Here is an 18,988-nt window from a genome sequence, read left to right on the forward strand (position 1 = left end):
GGTTAAAAAAGCGCCCAAGGCTTTTATGTAAGGGCTGGGCGCTTTGTATTCTAAACTCTCCAGCACAATGTCTGACACATGGAGATACTATACTCTGAGGAGGTTGGTGCTGATCAATTATGGGGTTCTTTATCTGGCTGAGTTATTGAGTTTAGTTTTTGAGCCTGCGCCGCCGCTTCGTGTTCAAGTGCAACAGTTGCGATGACTTTTTCCAGAAGGGTGATGTACATTTTTTTTGCTTGCCACTCAGCTATGTTTCCTTCGGCTAGCTGTTGCTTGATGTATTCTAGAGCGGATTGAATGGTGGGGTCTACTTCGTGCCTTTTTAAATATGGCGCTATATTGGTTGCGGTAACCCCCAAGCCAATAAAATGCCATAGTTTCAAGCTAGAGAAGTTTAGAAGTTCGAAAGTTTTTAATATGGGGGAGAAAATTCCAAATATACCATGAAGGACTACTCCTACCAGTATCCCTAGGCTGGTTCCCTTGGGGTTTGACACGAAAAGAATATTTAGCGCTCTGCGAATGAATTCTGTGGTGTTATCTTGATTCATGCTTGGGTTCCCCATGCCTTGCTTGGGGCAATCTCAGGTTCGGGAATTTCAGGAAGAGGAACGATTTTCTTTAGTCCTCCTTGATCGTTGAAGTCATCTTTGTTGGCGTGACTTAGAGCGAAGTGAATAATTTCTCGTGTCTCGAATTCATTTCTCCCATACCAACCTTTACGAATTCGATATTCGATGATTTTGTGATCAAGGAGGATTAATGACCAAAGCCCAGCGGCAAGAATTGTCACATAGCCATTTGATCCAAGACCAAAAAGTTTATCAATACTAAGATCAACCAGAACTGCCGAGAAAAGAAAGAGGAGGATCAATGAAGATTTTTGCATTTTTTCGATTAACATTAATCCAACAATGGTATTGGATTTTGCTTGGGCTTCACTTGTTGTGCTATCCCCCTCAAGTAATTGAATGACAGTCTTCGCTAGGCTCAGGTTGAAAGCAAAGAAAGGGAGGAAAAATATTGCTGATACGGCTCCCGACCTTAAGAAAAATTCTTTGTATAACTTAAAAATTTCTTTGTTGTTTTCGGGGTTTAACAGTTTTAAAAAAAGATTTTCATTCTCCTCGCTTCTTGATGCGCGTACATAAGCGAAGATTGCCGTGACGATTAAAATAAAAGACAATAATATGGTCATTGCGCTAGCAGAGAAAAAGTCATCCATAATTTCCCTCGGAGGTTGTTCGTCTAGTTGGGGAGGAAGGGCAGATTGCCATGTCTTCTCTTTGATTGAAAGGGCGTTACAGAAACGCAAAACTGCTGATTGCCACGGTGTTCGAACCAAGACGTAAAGCCGAATGCCGAGTATTGACAGCTCGAAGACTATCTCGCTAAAAAGAGGGAAGGTTAGTGGAGAATATAGTATATATTCTGTGTCGTTAGGCAACCCAAAGGCCATCCTGATCTTCACCGCATTCCTGCCGCAGTTCGTCGCGGTGGGCAGCACCGTCCCGGTCGGCGAGCAGTTCCTGCAACTGGGCGCGTTGTTCCTACTGCTGGAGTGGGCGGCCATTGCCATCTATGCCGGGCTCGGGGCCTACCTGCAACGCTGGTTCGAGCGGCCCGGGCCGCGCCGGCTGTTCAACCGGGTCAGCGCTTCGTTGCTGGGCTGCGCGGGCCTGGGCCTGTTGGCCGCGCGCCGCTGACGGGCTGATCCGCTGTTTTAACCGCCAGGTGATGCTTGTGCCGTTGCCCGGATGCTGGGAGCTTTACCGGTCAATGCCCGCAGCGGTGTCGGGCATCAAGCGGTGGGCGTGTCCCAGGAGCCAAGTGTGAAGTGGTGGAACAAAGCAGGCCAGCAGGATAGGCACATCAACGACCTGAACAACGCCTTGCAACAGGTGCGCGAGCAACTGGCCGAAGCGCAACGGCGTGCCGCCGCCGCCGAGGCGCAGGCCACCCTGTTGTCGCAGGAGAACCAGGTGCTCACCCGTCTGGCGGGCAACCTGTCGGCGTTCTCGCAGTCCCTGGAAATGACCCAGACCTCGTTCGCCAGCCTGGCCCACAGCATGGAGCAGGAGCGCGAGTACGCCATTCGCATCCAGGGCATCGCCAGCAACAACCAGAGCAGCATCGATGCGATCGCCGACAACCTCGAGCAACTGGCCGATGCTTCTGGCGAGGCATCGGAAAAGGTGGGCAAGCTCGACCACCAGGCCCAGCAGGTTGGCGGTGTGCTGGAAATCATCCGCGAGGTGGCGGACCAGACCAACCTGCTCGCCCTGAACGCGGCCATCGAGGCGGCGCGGGCCGGTGATGCCGGGCGCGGTTTTGCCGTGGTGGCCGACGAAGTCCGGACCCTGGCCCGGCGTACGGCCGACGCCACCGCCGAAATCGGCACGCTGGTCTCGGCGATTCGTGCCGACAGTGCGCAAAGCCGCGGCCACATTGCCAGCCTGGCCGAACAGTCGTCGTCCTACAGTGCCGTGGGCCAGTCCGCGGCCAGCACCATGCGCCAGTTGCTGGACATGTCGACGGTGGCGGAAAGCTCGGCATCGGTGTCGGCGCTGCGCAGTTTCTGCGAGCTGGCCAAGCTCGATCACCTGCTCTACAAGTTTCGCGTGTACAAGGTGTTGTTCGGGGTATCGCAGGAGGGGCTGGCGGACTTCACCGACCACACCGGCTGCCGCCTGGGCAAGTGGTACCGCGAGGGCGATGGCGCCCGGCACTATGCCCACCTGGCCGGCTACCCGGAGATCGACGCGCCCCACGCAGCCGTGCACCGTGGTGCATTCGATGCGCTCCATGCCCATGTGGCGGGGGATACCGCGGCCATGCTCAAGGCCGTGGCCGACATGGAGCGCGCCAGCCTGGGGGTGCAGGAGGGGCTGGAACGGGTGGTGGCCAGCGGCGAGCAAGCGCCGGCCCTGCTGCAGCGGCGGGCTCAGTCGCGGTAGAAGGTCTGTACCAGGTGGTAACCGAACTTGCTCTTGATCGGGCCGTGCACCACGCGCAGGGGCTTCTTGAAGATCACCTGGTCGATGGCGCCGACCATCTGCCCCGGGCGCACCTCGCCCAGGTCGCCGCCGCGCTTGCCAGACGGGCAGGTGGAGAACTTCTTCGCCAGCACGTCGAAGGCCTCGCCGTTGGCGATGCGCTGCTTGAGTTTCTCGGCCTCTTCAGCGGTCTTGACCAGGATGTGGCGGGCTTGGGCTTTCATGGTGGGTACCTGTGTTTCGGCGCAAAAAGGGCGCCATTATGCCGCGTCGGGGTGCAAGCGCAAGCGCGCTGGCGATCGGCTCAGCGCAGTTCCGGACGGTCGCGAAACTGCTCCAGCGCCTCGGGGTTGGCCAGCGCGTCGGTGTTCTTCACCGGTAAGCCGTGCACCACATTGCGGATCGCCAGCTCCACCAGCTTGCCGCTGAGGGTACGGGGGATGTCGCTGACCTGGGCGATCACCGCCGGCACATGGCGCGGCGTGGCGAACTGGCGGATCACCTGGCGAATGCGCTGGCGCAGCGCGTCGTCCAGCTGCAGCCCGTCAACCAGGCGCACGAACAGCACCACGCGCACGTCGCCTTGCCAATCCTGAGCGATGGCCACGCTTTCCAGCACTTGCTCGACCTTCTCCACCTGCCGGTAGATCTCCGCCGTGCCGATGCGCACGCCGCCCGGGTTGAGCACGGCATCGGAGCGGCCATGGATGACCAGGCCGCCTGTCGGCAGTTGCTCGGCATAGTCGCCCTGGCACCAGACCCCCTCGAACTGGCTGAAGTACGCCTGGTGATAGCGGCTGCCATCGTGGTCGCCCCAGAAGCCCAAGGGCATCGAGGGGAAGGGATGGATGCACACCAGTTCGCCTTTCTCGCCGGTGACCGGCTGGCCCTGCTCGTTCCACACCTGCACCGCCATGCCCAGGCCCTTGCCGGCGATTTCACCACGGCGCACCGCCAGCAACGGGTTGCCGAGCACGAAGCAGGCGACGATATCGGTCCCCCCGGACATCGACGCCAGGCACAGGTCGGCCTTGAACTGGCGGTATACATAGTCGTAGCTGTGGGGCGACAGCGGCGAGCCGGTGGACAGTATCAGCCGCAGGCTGTCCAGCCGATGGGAGCTGGCCGGCTTGACCCCGGCCTGCTCCAGCGCCGCCAGGTACTTGGGGCTGGTGCCGAAGGCGTGGATGCCTTCGGCGTCGATCAGGTCCACCAGGCGCTCGGGCCCAGGGTGCAACGGCGAGCCATCGTACAGCACCAGGGTGGCGCCCAGCGCCAGGCCACTCACCAGCCAGTTCCACATCATCCAGCCACAGGTGGTGTAGTAGAACAACACCTCGTCGGCCTTCAGGTCGTTGTGCAGGCCGTGCTCCTTGAGGTGCTGCAACAGCACGCCGCCGGCACGGTGGACGATGCACTTGGGCACGCCGGTGGTGCCGCTGGAATAGAGGATATACAGCGGGTGGTCGAAGGGCAGGGCGGTGAAGGTCGGGCTGCCGCCGGGCTGGAAGAAGTCGGCCCACAGCGTGGTCGGCACCGGGCCGAATTCATCGGCACGGGTGGCGGCGCGGCTGTGCGGCAGCACCAGCAGGTGCTGCAGTTGCGGCAACTGGGCGAGTACCTGGTTGAGCGTGTCGACCTGGTCGAAGGTCTTGCCGGCGTACGGGTAGCCGGCGCAGGCGATCAACAGCCGCGGCGCGATCTGGCTGAAACGGTCGATGATGGCGTGGGCGCCGAACTCCGGCGAGCAGCTGGACCACACCGCCCCAAGGCTGCTGGCGGCGAGCATGGCGACCAGGGTCTGCCAGGTGTTGGGCATTACTGCCGCAATGCGATCGCCGGGCTGGATGCCGAGCTGGCGCAGGGCCTGTTGCAGCCCGGCCACTTGGGCGGCCAGCTGGTTGTGGGTGAGGCTGTGGCGGCTGCCATCCTCGCCGACGGCGACCACGGCGGGGCGGTCGTCGCGACGTTGCAGCAGGTGCTCGGCAAAATTCAGGGTGGCACCCGTGAACCAGCGCGCGTCGCTCATCTGCGGGCCTTCCACCAGGGTGCTGCTGGGCGGGGCATGCCAGCGTACCTGGAAGTATTCGGCCAGGGCCTGCCAGAACGGCGCGCGCTGCTCGATGCTCCAGCGATGCAAGGCGGGGTAGTCGCCCAGTTGCAGGTTGAAACGCAAGTTGACCCAGCGGCGGAAGGCGTCCATCCGGCTGGCTTCGATCTGGCGGGTGGTGGGACGCCAGAGTACGTCGTGCATATCAGGAACCCTCAAAGGTAGGGTGACCGCAGGTGGGCGCCGGCCAAGGCCGGTGCCATCCTTCCTTTCACTCTAGCCGTTTCACTGCGCCAGCCAACCGCCATCGACGTTCCAGGCTGCGCCGCGCACCTGGCTGCCGGCCTCGCTGCACAGGAACAGCGCCAGCTCGCCAAGATGGCCAGGGGTGACGAAGGCCAGCGACGGTTGCTTCTCTGCCAGCAGGTCGTGTTGCGCTTGCAACGGATCGCCACCGTTGGCCGCGCGGTCATCGATCTGTTTCTGTACCAAGGGGGTCAGCACCCAGCCGGGGCAGATGGCGTTGCAGGTGACATTGCTGGTGGCGGTCTCCAGGCCGATCACCTTGGTCAGGCCGATTACGCCGTGCTTGGCCGCGACATAGGCGGCCTTGCCGGTGGAGCCGACCAGCCCGTGCACCGAGGCGATATTGATGATCCGCCCCCAGCCACGTGCCCGCATACCCGGCAGGGCCAGGCGGCTGCCATGGAACACCGCCGACAGGTTCAACGCAATGATCTTGTCCCAGGCCTCGACCGGGAACTGTTCGACCGGCGCCACATGTTGGATGCCGGCGTTGTTGACCAGGATGTCCACCGCGCCGAATTCACGCTCGGCCATGGCGAACATCTGTTCGATCTGCGCGACATCGGACAGGTCGGCGGGATGATGGGCGACTTTCACCCCGTGGCGGGCGATTTCGGCGATGGCCGATGCCGGGTCGCCGAAGCCGTTGAGCAGGATGTTCGCGCCGGCCTCGGCGAGCACCTGGGCGATCCCCAGGCCGATGCCACTGGTGGAACCGGTGACCAGTGCGGTCTTGCCTTTGAGCGTCATGCCGTTCTCCTTCAGACGATGCCGGTGGCGTAGAACGTGGCGATGACCACGAACACGGCCAGGGTCTTGATCAGGGTAATACCGAAAATGTCCTTGTAGGCCTCGCGGTGGGTCAGCCCGGTCACTGCCAGCAGGGTGATCACCGCGCCGTTGTGCGGCAGGGTGTCCATGCCGCCGCTGGCCATGGCCGCGACCCGATGCAGTACCTCCAGCGGGATGTTCGCCGCGTTGGCGGCGGCGATGAAGCTATCGCTCATGGCCGCCAAGGCAATGCTCATGCCACCGGAGGCGGAGCCGGTAATGCCGGCCAGCAGGGTGACGGTAATGGCTTCATTTACCAGCGGGTTGGGAATACCGCGCAAGGCGTCGGCCAGGACCAGGAAGCCCGGTAGCGAGGCGATGACCGCGCCAAAACCATATTCCGAGGCGGTATTCATCGCCGCCAGCAGGGCGCCGCTCACGGCGCTTTTGCTACCTTCGGCCAGGCGCTGGCGAAGGGTGCCGAAGGCGCACACCAGGACCATCAGGATGCCCACCAGCAAGGCCGCCTGCACCGCCCAGATCGCCGTGAGCTTGGCCACATCGCTTTGCACCGGCGCGGCCATGCCCGGCAGTTGCAGGGTGTGGTTGGCGCCATACCACTGCGGGATCCAGTGGGTGAACAACAGGTTCATCACCCCCACCAGGATCAGCGGCGCCAGGGCCAGCCAAGGGTTGGGCAGCACGATGTCGTCGGCGGTCTGCGGTTCGTTGCGCAGGTTACTGCCGTAGCCTTCGCCGGCGCGCTGGGCCTTGTTGCGCTGGCGCTGCAGGTAGAGCATGCCGGCGCAGAACACGAACAGCGTGCCGATCAACCCCAGCCAGGGCGCGGCCCAGGCGGTGGTGTTGAAAAAGCTGCTGGGGATGATGTTCTGGATTTGCGGGGTGCCGGGCAGGGCGTCCATGGTGAAGGAGAACGCGCCCAGGGCGATGGTTGCCGGGATCAGCCGCTTGGGGATGTCGCTCTGGCGGAACATCTCGGCGGCGAACGGGTACACCGCGAACACCACCACGAACAGCGAAACGCCGCCGTAGGTGAGCAGGGCACACACCAGCACGATCACCAGCATCGCCTGGCGGGTGCCGAGCAGGCCGATGGCGGCGGCGACGATGGAACGGGAGAAGCCCGACAGCTCGATCAGCTTGCCGAACACCGCGCCGAGCAGGAACACCGGGAAGTACAGCTTGATGAAACCGACCATTTTTTCCATGAACACCCCGGTGAAGGCTGGGGCCACGGCGGCGGGGTCGGTGAGCAGCACCGCGCCCAGGGCGGCAATGGGGGCGAAGAGGATGACACTGTAGCCGCGGTAGGCGGCGACCATCAGCAGGGCCAGGGCGGCGAGGGCGATGAGCACGGTCATCGAGGGGTCTCCAACTGTTGTTGTTATGGTTGGATTGGCTGTTAGCGATATTCGTGCCATCGGTGTAACTAATTGATTTTATTGAATAACTATTTGATGTTTAGAGAATTTGTCTCGATCTTGAGACGTTCGTCTATCCCCTGTAGGAGCCGGCTTGCCGGCGAACACCGGCATAGCCGGTGCCATCCACCGCGTCGTCTGGTTCGCCGGCAAGCCGGCTCCTACAGGGTTGCCAGTCTCTATTTGGAAACTCAGCTCTCTTTATTAAGACGAAATGCCCAGCGCGGCCATTTTCTTGTACAGCGTCGAGCGCCCCAAGCCCAATGCCTGCGCAGCCTGCGGAACATTTCCGGCGTTGCGCGCAAGGGCATCGACAAGCAACCCCCGCTCGAACTGAACACAGGCCTCGCGATAGTCCAACACTGGCGTGGCGACCTGCACCGGGCTCACCGGCCCCAGCGCATTGGCCAGGTCCTGCGCGCCCAATCGTGGCTGGTCCGCCAGCAAGGTCGCGCGCTCCAGTACATTGCGCAGCTCGCGAATATTTCCCGGCCAGGCATGGTGCCCCAGCAGCGCCTGGGCCTCAGGTTCCAACTCATACTGGCTGCCCAGCTCGGCGAGAATCGCCTCGCACAAGGCCGGCAGGTCCTCCAGGCGCTCGCGCAGCGGCGGCACCTCGATTGGCAGCACATTCAGCCGGTAGTACAGGTCGGCGCGGAACGTCCCACGGGCCATGGCCGCCTGCAGGTCGATGGCGGTGGCGGCGATGATCCGCACATCGCTGCGCAGCATCTGGTTGGAGCCCACCGGCTCGTACTCCTTCTCCTGCAGCACCCGCAGCAGCTTGCTTTGCAGGGCCAGGGGCATGTCGCCGATCTCGTCCAGAAACAGCGTACCGCCCTCGGCCAGTTGCAGCTTGCCGCTGCGCCCCTTGCGCTCGGCGCCGGTGAAGGCGCCGGGGGCGGTGCCGAAGAACTCGGCCTCGAGCAAGGTCTCGGGGATCGCCGCGCTGTTGATGCTGACGAAGGCCTTGGGCGCCCGTGGCGAGGCGGCGTGGATGGCATGGGCCAGCAGTTCCTTGCCGGTGCCGGTCTCGCCCAGCAGCAATACCGGTGAGTCGCTGGCGGCGCCACGTCGGGCCCGGCGCTTGGCCTCAAGGCACGCGGCGCTGCTGCCGACGAACTGGGCGAAGCTGTAGCGCGCCTGGCGCGCGCGCAGTTGCGAGCGGGTGCTGGCCAGCTCCTGCTGCAGGGTCGCATAGCGTTTGAGCAACGGTGACAGGCTGCGCAGTTCGTCGAACAAGGCGAAGCCGATGGCGCCGATCAGCGCGCCCTGGTGGTCATGGATCGGCAGGCGCATCACCACCAGTGGCTCGTTGGCGGTGTCGAGCATGTCCAGCAGGATTGGCTTGCCGTTGCTGACCACCTCGCGCATCAGGCTGCCGGGGATCACCGCTTCGCAGGGCTGGCCGATGGCGCTGGCGGCGTCGGCCAGGCCGAAGCGCCGGGCATAGCGCTCGTTCATCCAGACGATGCGCGCCTGGCGGTCGACGATCACCGTGCCCTCGCTGGACTGCTCGATGATCTCGAACAGCGAGCGGATCGCCAGTTGCCGGACCTGGGGGTAGTCCTTGAGGTTGTCGTGCATGGTGGGTATCCATTGGGTCAGCATTTGCGCGGAACCTGTAGGAGCGGCCTTGCGTCGCGAAAGGGTTGCGTAGCAACCCCGACCATTCTTGCAACACATCGAACCGTTGGGGCCGCGTTGCGGCCCTTTCGCGACGCAAGGCCGCTCCCACAAATTGTGATGTTTCTACCGGCGTGGATCGAACGCCTCGCGCAGCGCATCGCCAATGAATACCAGCAACGACAGGATCAACGCCAGGGCAAAGAACGCGGTGAAGCCCAGCCAAGGCGCTTCCAGGTGCTGCTTGCCCTGGGTCACCAGCTCGCCCAGCGAGGCACTGCCCGCCGGCATGCCGAAGCCGAGAAAGTCCAGCGCGGTGAGGGTGGTGATCGCCCCGGTGAGCATGAACGGCACATAGGTCAGGGTCGCATTCATGGCATTGGGCAGGATATGCCGCAGCATCACCTGGGTGTCCGGCAAGCCCAGTGCCCGCGCAGCTTTCACGTACTCCAGGTTGCGCCCGCGGAGAAACTCGGCGCGCACCACATCGACCAGGGCCAGCCACGAGAACAGCGCCATGATCCCCAGCAGCCACCAGAAATCCGGCTCGACGAAACCGGACAGGATGATCAGCAGGTACAGCACCGGCAACCCCGACCACACTTCCAGCAAACGTTGCCCGAGCAGGTCGACCCAGCCGCCGTGGTAACCCTGCAGGGCGCCGGCGCCCACGCCGATCAGCACGCTGAGCAGGGTCAAGGCGAAGGCGAACAGCAGCGACACCCGGGTGCCGTACAGCACCCGCGCCAGCACATCGCGGCCCTGGTCGTCGGTGCCCAGCCAGTTGACCGTGCTCGGCGGGCTGGGGGTGGGCACCTGCAAGTCGTAGTTGGGCGTGTCGGCGCTGAACGGGATCGGCGCGAACAGCATCCAGCCGCCCTGGCCCTCGATCAGCTGGCGCACGTACTGGCTGCGGTAATCGGGCTGGAACGGCAACTGGCCGCCGAACTGCTGCTCGGTATAGCGCTTGAGCGCCGGGCTGTAGAGTTGGCCCTGGTAGCCGAGCAGCAGCGGCTTGTCGTTGGCCACCAGCTCGGCGCCGAGGCTCAGCAGCAGCAATGCGGCGAACAGCCACAGCGAAACCCAGCCACGGCGATTGCCGCGAAAGCGTTGCAGGCGACGCCGAGCGATGGGCGACAGCATCAGCGGCCCCCCGCGTCGAAGTCGATGCGCGGGTCGAGCCAGGTGTAGCACAGGTCGCCAACCAGGCGGATGAGCAAGCCGGCCAGGGTGAAGATGAACAAGGTGCCGAACACCACCGGGTAGTCCCGCGACACCGCCGCTTCGTAGCTCAGGCGCCCCAGGCCGTCGAGGGAGAAGATCACCTCGATCAGCAAGGAGCCGGCGAAGAACACCGTGATCAACGCCTGCGGCACCCCGGCCACCACCAGCAGCATGGCATTGCGCAGCACATGCCCGTACAGCACCCGGCGCTCGCTCAGGCCCTTGGCCCGGGCGGTGACCACGTACTGGCGCGAGATCTCCTCGAGAAAGGCGTTCTTGGTCAGCAGTGTCAGGGTGGCGAAGCCGCCGATCACCAGCGCGCCCACCGGCAGCACCAGGTGCCAGAAGTAGTCGGCCACTTTGCCCAGCAGGCTGAGCTGGTCGAAATCGTCCGACACCAGGCCGCGCACCGGGAACCAGTTGAGCGAGGTGCCGCCAGCGAACAGCACGATCAACAGCAGGGCGAACAGGAACGAGGGCAGGGCGTATCCGATGACGATCAGCGCGCTGCTCCAGGCATCGAAGCGGCTGCCGTGGCGCACTGCCTTGCGGATGCCCAGCGGGATCGACACCAGGTAGGTGATCAGCGTCGCCCAGAAGCCCAGCGACAAGGTCACCGGCAGCTTGTCGAGGATCAACTCGGTGACCTTGGCGCCGCGAAAGAAGCTCTGGCCAAAATCCAGCCGGGCGTACTGGCCGAGCATCAGCCACAGGCGCTCGGGGGCGGACTTGTCGAAACCGTACTGCTGCTTGATCTGCTCGATCAGTTTCGGGTCCAGGCCACGGCTGGCCCGCGAGCCGCCCTGCAGCGCTTCGACCCGTGCGCCCGGCGCGCCGCCGCCGATGCCTTGCAAGCGGGCCACGGCCTGCTCCACCGGCCCGCCGGGTGCGGCCTGGACGATGGCGAAGTTGACCAGCAGGATCGCCAGTAAGGTCGGCACGATCAGCAACAGCCGGCGCAGGATATAGGCCGTCATGGCGTTTTCTCCTGGCGCTCGGCCATCTGCGCGCCGGTCAACGGCGTAGGGCTGATCTCCCACCAGGTATCCAGGCCTTCGTCATAGGCGGCCTGCACCTTGGGCAGGCCGAAGCGGTTCCACCATACCGTCGAGCTGCCAGGCGGGTAATAGTTTGGGATCCAGTAGTAATTCCATTGCAGCACCCGGTCCAGGGCATGGGCATGGCGCAGCATGTCGGCCTGGCTGCTGGCCCGCACCAGGCCATCGAGCAGGTGGTCCACGGCCGGGTCCTTGAGCACCATCAGGTTGTTCGAGCCGGGGTCGTTGGCCGCGGCCGAGCCGAAATAGGTATACAGCTCGCTGCCCGGCGACAGGGTGACTGGGTAGCCGGTGACCACCATGTCGTAGTCGCGGGCCATGACCCGGTTGACGTACTGCGCCGCATCGATGTTGCGGATGTTCAGCGCGACGCCGATCTGCGCCAGGTTGCGTTTCCACGGCAACAGCAGGCGTTCCAGGCCCGACTGGCCGTTGAGGAAGGTGAAGCTCAGCGGTTCGCCCTGGGCGTTGACCAGGCGGTCGCCCTCCGGGTGCCAGCCTGCGGCCTGGAGCAGGGCAAGGGCCTGCAGCTGTTGCGGGCGGATGAGGCCCGAGCCGTCGGTGACCGGTGCCGTGAACACCTGATCGAACACTTCCTCCGGGACCTGGCCGCGCAGCGGTTCGAGCAGCTTGAGCTCGTCCGCGTCGGGCAGCGCGCGTGCCGCCAGCGGGGTGTTGGAGAACAGGCTCTGCTGGCGGATGTACAGGTTGCGCATCATCTGCCGGTTGCTCCACTCGAAGTCCCAGAGCAAGGCCAGCGCCTGGCGCACGCGACGGTCCTTGAACAGCGGCTTGTCCAGGTTGAACACGAAGCCCTGGGCGATCTGCGGCTTGGCTTGGCCCAGGTGGGCGCGGCGCAGGCGCCCGTCGTCCAGCGCCGCGCCGTTGTAGCCCAGGGTGTAGGCCGTGGCGGAGTATTCGCGGTTGTAGTCGTAGCCGCCGCCCTTGAGCACCTGGCGGGCGACCTCGGTGTCGCCGAAGTACTCGATGCGGATCCGCGCGAAGTTGTACAGGCCGCGGGCCACCGGCAGGTCACGGGCCCACCAGTTGGGGTCGCGCTCGAAGGTGATGCTGCGGCCGTTGTCGATGCGGCCGATGCGGTAGGGGCCGCTGCCCAGCGGCGGGTCGAAACCGGCGCCGTTGGCAAAATCACGTTGTTGCCAATCGTGCTCGGGCAGCACCGGCAGGCCGGCCAGTTCCAGGGGCAGGGTACGGCCATGGCCCGGCTTGAAGTCGAAGCGCAGCTGGCGCGGGCCTTCGACCGTCACGCCGCTGACGTCGGCGAACTGCGTGCGGTACTTCAGGCTGCCCTGGCCCATCAGCAGCTCGAAGCTGAAGCGCACGTCCTCGGCGCGCACCGGCTTGCCGTCGGCGAACCTGGCCCGTGGGTCGAGGTAGACGCGCAGCCAGGCATCCTCGTGGCCGCGTTCCAGGCGCTGGGCGATCAGCCCGTAGACCGTGTAGGGCTCATCCAGCGAGCGCAGCGCCAACGGCGCGTACAGCCAGCCATCGACCTGGCTGACGCCAGTGCCCTTGTCGATGTACGGCAGGACATGGTCGAACTGGCCGATCTCCATGGCCGAGCGGCGCAGGCTGCCGCCCTTGGGGGCTGCGGGGTTGACGTAGTCGAAGTGGTGGAAACGTTCGGGGTAGCGGGGGGCTTCACCGTAGACGGTGAGGGCATGGGTCGGGGCGGCGTTGGCCATGCATGACAACAGCAGGCCACAGAGGACCTGCAGGAGCGGATTCAGCCGCGATAGCGTCCTCCCAGGCAACTTTGCCTGCCCTGACGCATTCGTGTATGAGTCCGCTCCTACAAGGCCGGTCATCGTCTGCGATGACTTAGTCCTGACGGCTGGTCACTTCCAGCAGGTGATAGCCGAACTGGGTCTTCACCGGGCCTTGCACCACGTTCAGCGGCGCGCTGAACACCACGGTGTCGAACTCACGGACCATCTGGCCGGGGCCGAACGAACCCAGGTCGCCGCCCTGGCGGCTGGAGGGGCAGGTGGAATTGGCCTTGGCGACTTCGGCGAAGTCGGCACCGGCTTCGATCTGGGCCTTGAGTGCGTTGCACTGGTCTTCGCTGCTGACGAGGATGTGACGGGCGGTGGCGCGGGCCATGGTGATGCTCCTTGTGGATGAAGGCGCAAGCCTAGCGCAAAGCGCGCGCGCTGTCTGTTGCAAGCGACAGCTCCAAGGCGCTTTACCTAGCATTTCTGTCAGTTGTGCCGTGACTGGTGGCAGTCGTTCAATCAGGCGACCGTTGACTTACTCCCACACTTCGAAGGGGCTTCAGCATGGCCAATGACACACAGAACAACTTAGTAGCCGTACAGCCGGAGGGTGATTACTCTCTCCAGGACTTGCTGGATGCCTTTAACAAACTCCGCTTTCCACCATCGATCAACGCTGCGGGTACCTTGCAGCGTATTTTCATTCCACGCCAGGTCTACCCGTTGCGCGGCACACTCGGCGCGCATGTCGGGGTCAACTACCACATGGTCAAGGCAGGTGTCTATGGCCTGGAAATTATCGTGCAAGCCTATCCGGAGATGAACCAGGGGGATCGGATCGAGGTGTTCTGGCGTGATCCGAGTCAGCCTGTGGCCACTGGCATCGTCGGCCCGCCGCCAGACGCCGGGAAAACACCGGTGTCCGGTCAGCCCGGTGCCCATTTCTTCCTCGATGTAGCGGCCGAAAAGGTGCCAGGGTTCGTCCGGCCTGGCGCAGATCCCTCGCCGGAACAGATCGAGGGTGTCGTGTCCGAGTTGTGGCATCGCGTCACTCGTGCCCCTTCGGGGAACACCGAAGAGTCCCTGCGCTTGAACGTACTGAGTCGGATGGTGGAGCCAGGGGGCGTTGATCCTGAGCCCGACAGGCCTGGTCATTTCCGGCTCTTGCCACCTCAGGCGACGGTACCTCCTGAGGGTGTGACCGGGCAGCAGGATATCAATGTAACCATCCCGGCCTACCTCTATATGCGGGCTTACGATCTCATCGTATTGAGCTGGGGTGGTGTGTTCGTAGAGCAAGTCGTTGAACCTGCGCAAGCCGGCACACCAGTGGTCATTACAGTGCCCAAAGAGGTGATCAGGGACGCCGGGCAGAGCGACAACCTTATTCTCGTTTATCAGGTTACGGATGAGGTTCAGCGTCAGTCCAGCGGCTGGTCATTGCGTGGGGCAGTCAAAGTCGAGTTTGACGATGGCACCCTGCTCGAGCCGCTGATCATCGATGAGACATCAGAACCAGCACAGGTGGATGTGATTGACCTTGGCAAGTTGGGTGCCAATGATCTTTCCGTCATGGTCGATGCTCGTGGGCTTGCACCTGGGTTCAATCTAACGGTAGGTGACGTTGTCACCCTTACCTGGCGCGGCATTACCGCGGCGGGTCAAATCTTCGAGCATGAACTCCCTGCGCGAACCGTGAATAGCCTGGATGCTAGACGTGGGGTAACGTTCAGTATCGAAAATCTTCGTTTGCTGGCACTGGGCATGGGCGCCGGGATTGCCTTCTACCGGATCCAGCGAGGGGCTGGAACGTTCCCTTCAAAACGCAGTTTCGTATCGTTCATTGGCCAGGCGCGACAACTGACGGCCCCCACCTTGCTCGAGGCCAAGGACGATAGGGTAGAGGCCAACAGCAAGACCGCTACCGTGCACATCGAGGCCGCCGTTGGCCTGCTGGCGCTTGATTGGGTGACGCTGTTCTGGACAGGGACCCGGGCGGATCAGACCCCATTGCGTTATAGCGAACGACGTCGAATCAGCAGCGCGCAGGCAGGCAAGGACTTCATCTTCAGGATCGACCCCGCCGTAAATCTGGTGTCGCTCGATGGCGGTAGCCTGGCGCTGAGTTTCCAGATTGAACGCGCTGGTCTGCCGATGCCTCTGGAATCGGAGACGACGTCCGTTGGGGTGGGCAGAGGCTTGTATGATTTGCCCGCGCCCGAGACATTCCCGGTATTTGCCGACGGTAACGTCATTCCTGCCGACAATCTCGGTGGCATCGATGTGATCGTGCGTTTCTTTGCCCCACCGCAGACAACGATCCGCCTGAACTGGGCCGCAGCGGTAGGGAAGTCGTTCTTCGATGAGTTGCCTGCGGACCTGAAAGAGCCCGCTTACTTCTCGATCGTTCACGATTTGCTACTCGATAACACGGGCGGCCAGGTAACGCTCACCTACACCATCCTTGAACCGGGCAAGCCTGATCGCACGTCTGAACCGCTGATCCTGAACATCGGCGTGGTGCCGAGCAAGGACCTGCCCCCACTGGAGTTTCTTGGCACAGGCGGGGTGGTGCTCGACCCTGCCAAGCCATTCGCGCCCAACGACCCGGTCACTCTGCGCATCGTCGCGGCTGCCGACTTGCAAGTCGGTGATGAGTGGGAGGTCAGTTGGGCTGGCCAAAATCCAGGCAGTGTCTATGTCTATTCGGAACGCGTCATCGAAGGCCAGCAAGGTCAGCCGCGGGAGCAGCGGATCCCGGCCGATGTCGTCAGGGCCAGCAACAACGGCGATGTGGTGGTGCACTACAACGTGTATCGGCTCACGGGTGCTGAACAAAGCTCCAAACCGATCACGATACGGGTTCAAGGTGCCGCGTTGCCGTTGCCGATCTTCGTCGAGGCCGTCAATGGCAATCTCAATCCGGACGATGTGCGCAGCGGGGCCACGGTACACATCGCGGCAGCTGCTCAGTTGCGCGGTGGTGACCTGGTGACGCTGAAGCTGAACCATCCGAATGGGGCCAAGTATTACCCGAGGACTGTGCTGGCGAATGAGGCGGGCCTGGCGCTGAGTATCACCGTGCCCTATGCCGACATTTCAGCGCTACTCAATCAGAAGGTCGATTTGTCCTATACCGTTTTCCGTAACCCGAACGGCTCTACGGAATCTTCGGACAGCAGCGCTTACACCGTCAGCCGAGTGCTCAGCAGCGGTACCATGCGTCTGTTCGGTGCTCGTTACAACGTCTCCACATACCGGGCTTCAGGCTCGTCTCGGGTGATCAGTGCCTACAGCACTACCACGCCCCCACAGCCGATCCTGGTGGAGTGGCAGTACCAGGGCGATACCACCTGGACCGCAGGTTACACCTGGCTGGACAAGGAGCCTTGGAAGGTACTGCGGGTGCGTAACCTGTCCGATGCGGTGCTGCTCAATCCCGGCAATGTGTTCGGCACCGGTAACGATGCCCAGGTTAACGGTACGGCGGCGTTCGCCGCACTGATCGAGAACCAGCCGCATACTCCCGGACGCTTTGCCTTGGCCTACTGGGGAATGGTGGGTTGGGGAGGACGTGGACCGGGAATGGCGTTGGACAATGCGCGTGGGCTCTGTACCACCCGCAGTGCCTGTGCGGCCTGGCTGGACAATGGCAACGTGGTGACCTGGGGCAATGCGGCCGAAGGCGGGGCATTGCGTGCCGAGGACGTGGGCAAGCCATTTCGCTTCATCCGCAGCAACTCCACCGTGTTCGTCGGCCAACGCCAGGACACCAACACACTCAGTGCCTGGGGGGTAATGGCCAATGGCGCGGACATCCCGCAGAACATTCGCCAGCTCACGGATATCGTAGAGGTTTATGGCGCAGGCCTGGCGTTTGCCGCCAAGCGCAGCAATGGCATGCTGCTGGCGTGGGGGCAGGCGGCCAACGGCGGCTTGATACCTGCGGCTATCGCCAACCGTACCGACAACTTCTATGTCAAAGGCAACTACGCGGCCTTCGTGGTACGTCGCAACGACATGAGCGTGGAGACCTGGGGCAACGCCACCTATGGCGGGAACGCACCGGCGAACATCAAGGCGCGCAATGATATCGCCACCCTTGAAGGCGCCACTGCTCAGGCCTTCTCGGTCATTACCACGGCGGGCCAAGTCCTGGCCTGGGGGGCCGCCACCCATGGCGGTATCGTTCCGCCGAATATCGCGGCGCTCACCGATATCGTCGAGGTGACCAGCACCTGGCATGCCTTCTGTGCCCGCCGACGCAGCGGGCATGTGGTGGCCTGGGGCAATGTGACCAATGGCGGCACCATCCCGGCCAACATCCTACAACTTGACGACATCGTCCAGGTGGTGGGCAGTGCCTGGAGTTTCGCCGCACTGCGCAGCAACGGCACCGTGGTGGCCTGGGGGCACGCCACTTCGGGCGGCAATGTCACCACTGTGCCTGGATTGACCAACGTGCGGGCGATCTATGCCAACAGCAACGGTTTCACTGCCTTGACCTCCGATGGCCGGGTGGTGACCTGGGGGCATCCGGCTGGGGGCGGTGACAGTTCGGCGGTGCAGTCCCTTCTGCGCAATCGTCTGGTGACCGGCCATCCGGACACAACGCCTGGCGCCAAGGTTGCAGCAGATAACGAACTGCGTCGCGTCTGACTCCCCTGCCTGTGTGAGCTGTCAGGGTCGTCAGACCCTGGCAGCCAAGGAGAACCGTTATGTGCCATTGGATCAATAAAGGACCGGCCAAGGCTGGCCGGGCCTGGATGTTTGGTGTGCTGTTGACAACCGTCGTGAGCCCTGCGTGGGCCGACTTGGCGGCGCCCACGACGACGTTGGTTACGAAAGGGGCAACGCTTGATCCGAGCGATATTCCCGGCGGTGGGTTGGAGGTCACGACCATGACCGGTGGCCCGGCCTACAACCAACAGAGCCTGGCTGTGAGGCTGTTGGTCAATGAGCAGGTGATCGAGGGACCGCGCACGGTGGTCGGTCTTTCAACGAGGCCTATTCGGCTACTGCTTGCCAAGGCCTTGTTCGAGCCCCTCGCGGGTGCGGATGTGCAGATCAGCTACTGTGTCGGCGTCGGCGATCCAGCACTCCCGTTGCAGCGACTCTGTGAGCAGGCTGCCAGCCCGCCGCTCTCGTTCAAGCTCGCCCAAGGTTTTGCCGGCAACTACATCCATGACCTGAGCAGCAAGCTGTTGGTAGCGGTCTATCGCAACGGTGAGATGTTGTTACCCAAGCCCGGAGTGGATCGCGAGGTCTTCAGTTTCGTGCGTCAGGCACCCGGTGCGACGGGCTACGCCAGCAGTGACACAAGTGTCGCGACCGTGGACTCACAGGGCAGAGTCACTGTCCTGCGCGATGGCAACGCTACGATCACCGCGCAGTTGCCGGGGCAGCCGCAGGCTTATCAATTGACGGTACGGGGCATTCATCAATTCGAGGTGGTATCCAGCACGGGGGCGACCTGGGATCGGGCCAATCAGCAATGCGTAGGGCTTGGTGGGCGATTGCCGGAGGCGCTGGACTTCAACGACCTCAAAGGCCGCTTTGCGCTGAAGATGCGTGAGCTTGGACTGCCTGACTATCCGATCTGGGGGGGGAAGGCCGGCTTGGGTTCAGGGACGGCCACAACCTTCGATCCGCGCAGCGACACAGTGACCTCCGAGACGACTGACGCCAACACGCTGCGTCAGGTGCTCTGTTTCAGGAGCTGAGCTCGGTCCAGGTGAGCAGATAATCGTGGTGAGTGTTCGGGCCAGTCCAGAAA

General features: G+C 62.9%; 14 protein-coding genes and 1 pseudogene. 4 read left to right on the top strand and 11 right to left on the bottom strand.

Going from position 1 to position 18,988, the window contains the following annotated elements; all coding sequences use genetic code 11:
* Nucleotides 1-113: 113 nt before the first annotated feature.
* Nucleotides 114-554: a hypothetical protein gene (locus NJG22_RS09060; RefSeq protein WP_253093884.1), complete on the bottom strand. Its 441-nt coding sequence runs from the start codon at nucleotides 552-554 to the stop codon at nucleotides 114-116.
* Nucleotides 551-1,228, bottom strand: a complete 678-nt coding sequence (locus NJG22_RS09065; RefSeq protein ID WP_253093885.1) for a hypothetical protein — start codon at nucleotides 1,226-1,228, stop codon at nucleotides 551-553. Before NJG22_RS09065 ends, NJG22_RS09060 begins: the two co-directional genes overlap by 4 nt.
* Nucleotides 1,229-1,430: 202 nt before the next feature.
* On the opposite strand from NJG22_RS09065, the pseudogene NJG22_RS09070 reads away from it, so the two are divergent.
* Both NJG22_RS09070 and NJG22_RS24555 read left to right on the top strand, forming a co-directional pair.
* A pseudogene (locus NJG22_RS09070) lies at nucleotides 1,431-1,709 on the top strand (LysE family transporter); the annotation flags it as partial.
* A gap of 126 nt (nucleotides 1,710-1,835) precedes the next feature.
* Nucleotides 1,836-2,960 carry a methyl-accepting chemotaxis protein gene (locus NJG22_RS24555; protein ID WP_366518790.1) on the top strand — a complete coding sequence of 375 codons (1,125 nt, stop codon included), beginning with the start codon at nucleotides 1,836-1,838 and terminating at the stop codon, nucleotides 2,958-2,960.
* On the opposite strand, the gene NJG22_RS09085 is transcribed toward NJG22_RS24555, so the two are convergent.
* The 9 genes from NJG22_RS09085 to NJG22_RS09125 form a co-directional block, all read right to left on the bottom strand.
* Complete coding sequence (locus NJG22_RS09085; protein ID WP_133323846.1) at nucleotides 2,948-3,223, bottom strand: peptidylprolyl isomerase; 276 nt, start codon at nucleotides 3,221-3,223, stop codon at nucleotides 2,948-2,950. The two genes, NJG22_RS24555 and NJG22_RS09085, sit on opposite strands and share 13 nt — an antisense overlap.
* An 80-nt stretch (nucleotides 3,224-3,303) precedes the next feature.
* Nucleotides 3,304-5,253: an acetoacetate--CoA ligase gene (locus NJG22_RS09090; RefSeq protein ID WP_253093886.1), complete on the bottom strand. Its 1,950-nt coding sequence runs from the start codon at nucleotides 5,251-5,253 to the stop codon at nucleotides 3,304-3,306.
* 81 nt (nucleotides 5,254-5,334) lie between these two features.
* Nucleotides 5,335-6,105: a 3-hydroxybutyrate dehydrogenase gene (gene hbdH, locus NJG22_RS09095; RefSeq protein WP_253093887.1), complete on the bottom strand. Its 771-nt coding sequence runs from the start codon at nucleotides 6,103-6,105 to the stop codon at nucleotides 5,335-5,337.
* Nucleotides 6,106-6,116: 11 nt separating this feature from the next.
* Nucleotides 6,117-7,508: a GntP family permease gene (locus NJG22_RS09100; RefSeq protein ID WP_253093888.1), complete on the bottom strand. Its 1,392-nt coding sequence runs from the start codon at nucleotides 7,506-7,508 to the stop codon at nucleotides 6,117-6,119.
* 264 nt (nucleotides 7,509-7,772) lie between these two features.
* A complete protein-coding gene (locus NJG22_RS09105; RefSeq protein WP_253093889.1) occupies nucleotides 7,773-9,155 on the bottom strand; it encodes a sigma 54-interacting transcriptional regulator in 1,383 nt (460 codons plus the stop codon).
* 165 nt (nucleotides 9,156-9,320) lie between these two features.
* Nucleotides 9,321-10,337, bottom strand: a complete 1,017-nt coding sequence (locus NJG22_RS09110; RefSeq protein WP_253093890.1) for an ABC transporter permease — start codon at nucleotides 10,335-10,337, stop codon at nucleotides 9,321-9,323.
* Nucleotides 10,337-11,395 (bottom strand): microcin C ABC transporter permease YejB, encoded by a 1,059-nt coding sequence (locus tag NJG22_RS09115; protein WP_253093891.1) that lies wholly within the window; start codon nucleotides 11,393-11,395, stop codon nucleotides 10,337-10,339. The genes NJG22_RS09110 and NJG22_RS09115 overlap by 1 nt, the downstream gene beginning before the upstream one ends.
* Nucleotides 11,392-13,305: an extracellular solute-binding protein gene (locus NJG22_RS09120; protein ID WP_253093892.1), complete on the bottom strand. Its 1,914-nt coding sequence runs from the start codon at nucleotides 13,303-13,305 to the stop codon at nucleotides 11,392-11,394. Before NJG22_RS09120 ends, NJG22_RS09115 begins: the two co-directional genes overlap by 4 nt.
* Before the next feature lie 13 nt (nucleotides 13,306-13,318).
* A complete protein-coding gene (locus tag NJG22_RS09125) occupies nucleotides 13,319-13,600 on the bottom strand; it encodes a peptidylprolyl isomerase (RefSeq protein WP_166891867.1) in 282 nt (93 codons plus the stop codon).
* A 176-nt stretch (nucleotides 13,601-13,776) separates the two neighbouring features.
* On the opposite strand from NJG22_RS09125, the gene NJG22_RS09130 reads away from it, so the two are divergent.
* Complete coding sequence (locus NJG22_RS09130) at nucleotides 13,777-17,871, top strand: hypothetical protein (protein WP_253093893.1); 4,095 nt, start codon at nucleotides 13,777-13,779, stop codon at nucleotides 17,869-17,871.
* A 59-nt stretch (nucleotides 17,872-17,930) separates the two neighbouring features.
* Nucleotides 17,931-18,935, top strand: coding sequence for an Ig-like domain-containing protein (locus NJG22_RS09135; protein WP_253093894.1), 1,005 nt, complete (start codon nucleotides 17,931-17,933; stop codon nucleotides 18,933-18,935).
* Nucleotides 18,936-18,988: the final 53 nt, after the last annotated feature.

It is taken from the genome of Pseudomonas sp. VA159-2, assembly GCF_024126635.1.
Taxonomy (GTDB): Bacteria; Pseudomonadota; Gammaproteobacteria; order Pseudomonadales; family Pseudomonadaceae; genus Aquipseudomonas; species Aquipseudomonas muyukensis.

What these genes read in the sequence shown, in the direction of transcription:
- NJG22_RS09060 (WP_253093884.1), bottom strand. Translation starts at nt 554, where the DNA reads ATGAATCAAGATAACACCACAGAATTCATTCGCAGAGCGCTAAATATT.
- NJG22_RS09065 (WP_253093885.1), bottom strand. Translation starts at nt 1,228, where the DNA reads ATGGATGACTTTTTCTCTGCTAGCGCAATGACCATATTATTGTCTTTT.
- NJG22_RS09085 (WP_133323846.1), bottom strand. Translation starts at nt 3,223, where the DNA reads ATGAAAGCCCAAGCCCGCCACATCCTGGTCAAGACCGCTGAAGAGGCC.
- NJG22_RS09090 (WP_253093886.1), bottom strand. Translation starts at nt 5,253, where the DNA reads ATGCACGACGTACTCTGGCGTCCCACCACCCGCCAGATCGAAGCCAGC.
- hbdH (WP_253093887.1), bottom strand. Translation starts at nt 6,105, where the DNA reads ATGACGCTCAAAGGCAAGACCGCACTGGTCACCGGTTCCACCAGTGGC.
- NJG22_RS09100 (WP_253093888.1), bottom strand. Translation starts at nt 7,508, where the DNA reads ATGACCGTGCTCATCGCCCTCGCCGCCCTGGCCCTGCTGATGGTCGCC.
- NJG22_RS09105 (WP_253093889.1), bottom strand. Translation starts at nt 9,155, where the DNA reads ATGCACGACAACCTCAAGGACTACCCCCAGGTCCGGCAACTGGCGATC.
- NJG22_RS09110 (WP_253093890.1), bottom strand. Translation starts at nt 10,337, where the DNA reads ATGCTGTCGCCCATCGCTCGGCGTCGCCTGCAACGCTTTCGCGGCAAT.
- NJG22_RS09115 (WP_253093891.1), bottom strand. Translation starts at nt 11,395, where the DNA reads ATGACGGCCTATATCCTGCGCCGGCTGTTGCTGATCGTGCCGACCTTA.
- NJG22_RS09120 (WP_253093892.1), bottom strand. Translation starts at nt 13,305, where the DNA reads ATGACCGGCCTTGTAGGAGCGGACTCATACACGAATGCGTCAGGGCAG.
- NJG22_RS09125 (WP_166891867.1), bottom strand. Translation starts at nt 13,600, where the DNA reads ATGGCCCGCGCCACCGCCCGTCACATCCTCGTCAGCAGCGAAGACCAG.
- NJG22_RS09130 (WP_253093893.1), top strand. Translation starts at nt 13,777, where the DNA reads ATGGCCAATGACACACAGAACAACTTAGTAGCCGTACAGCCGGAGGGT.
- NJG22_RS09135 (WP_253093894.1), top strand. Translation starts at nt 17,931, where the DNA reads ATGTGCCATTGGATCAATAAAGGACCGGCCAAGGCTGGCCGGGCCTGG.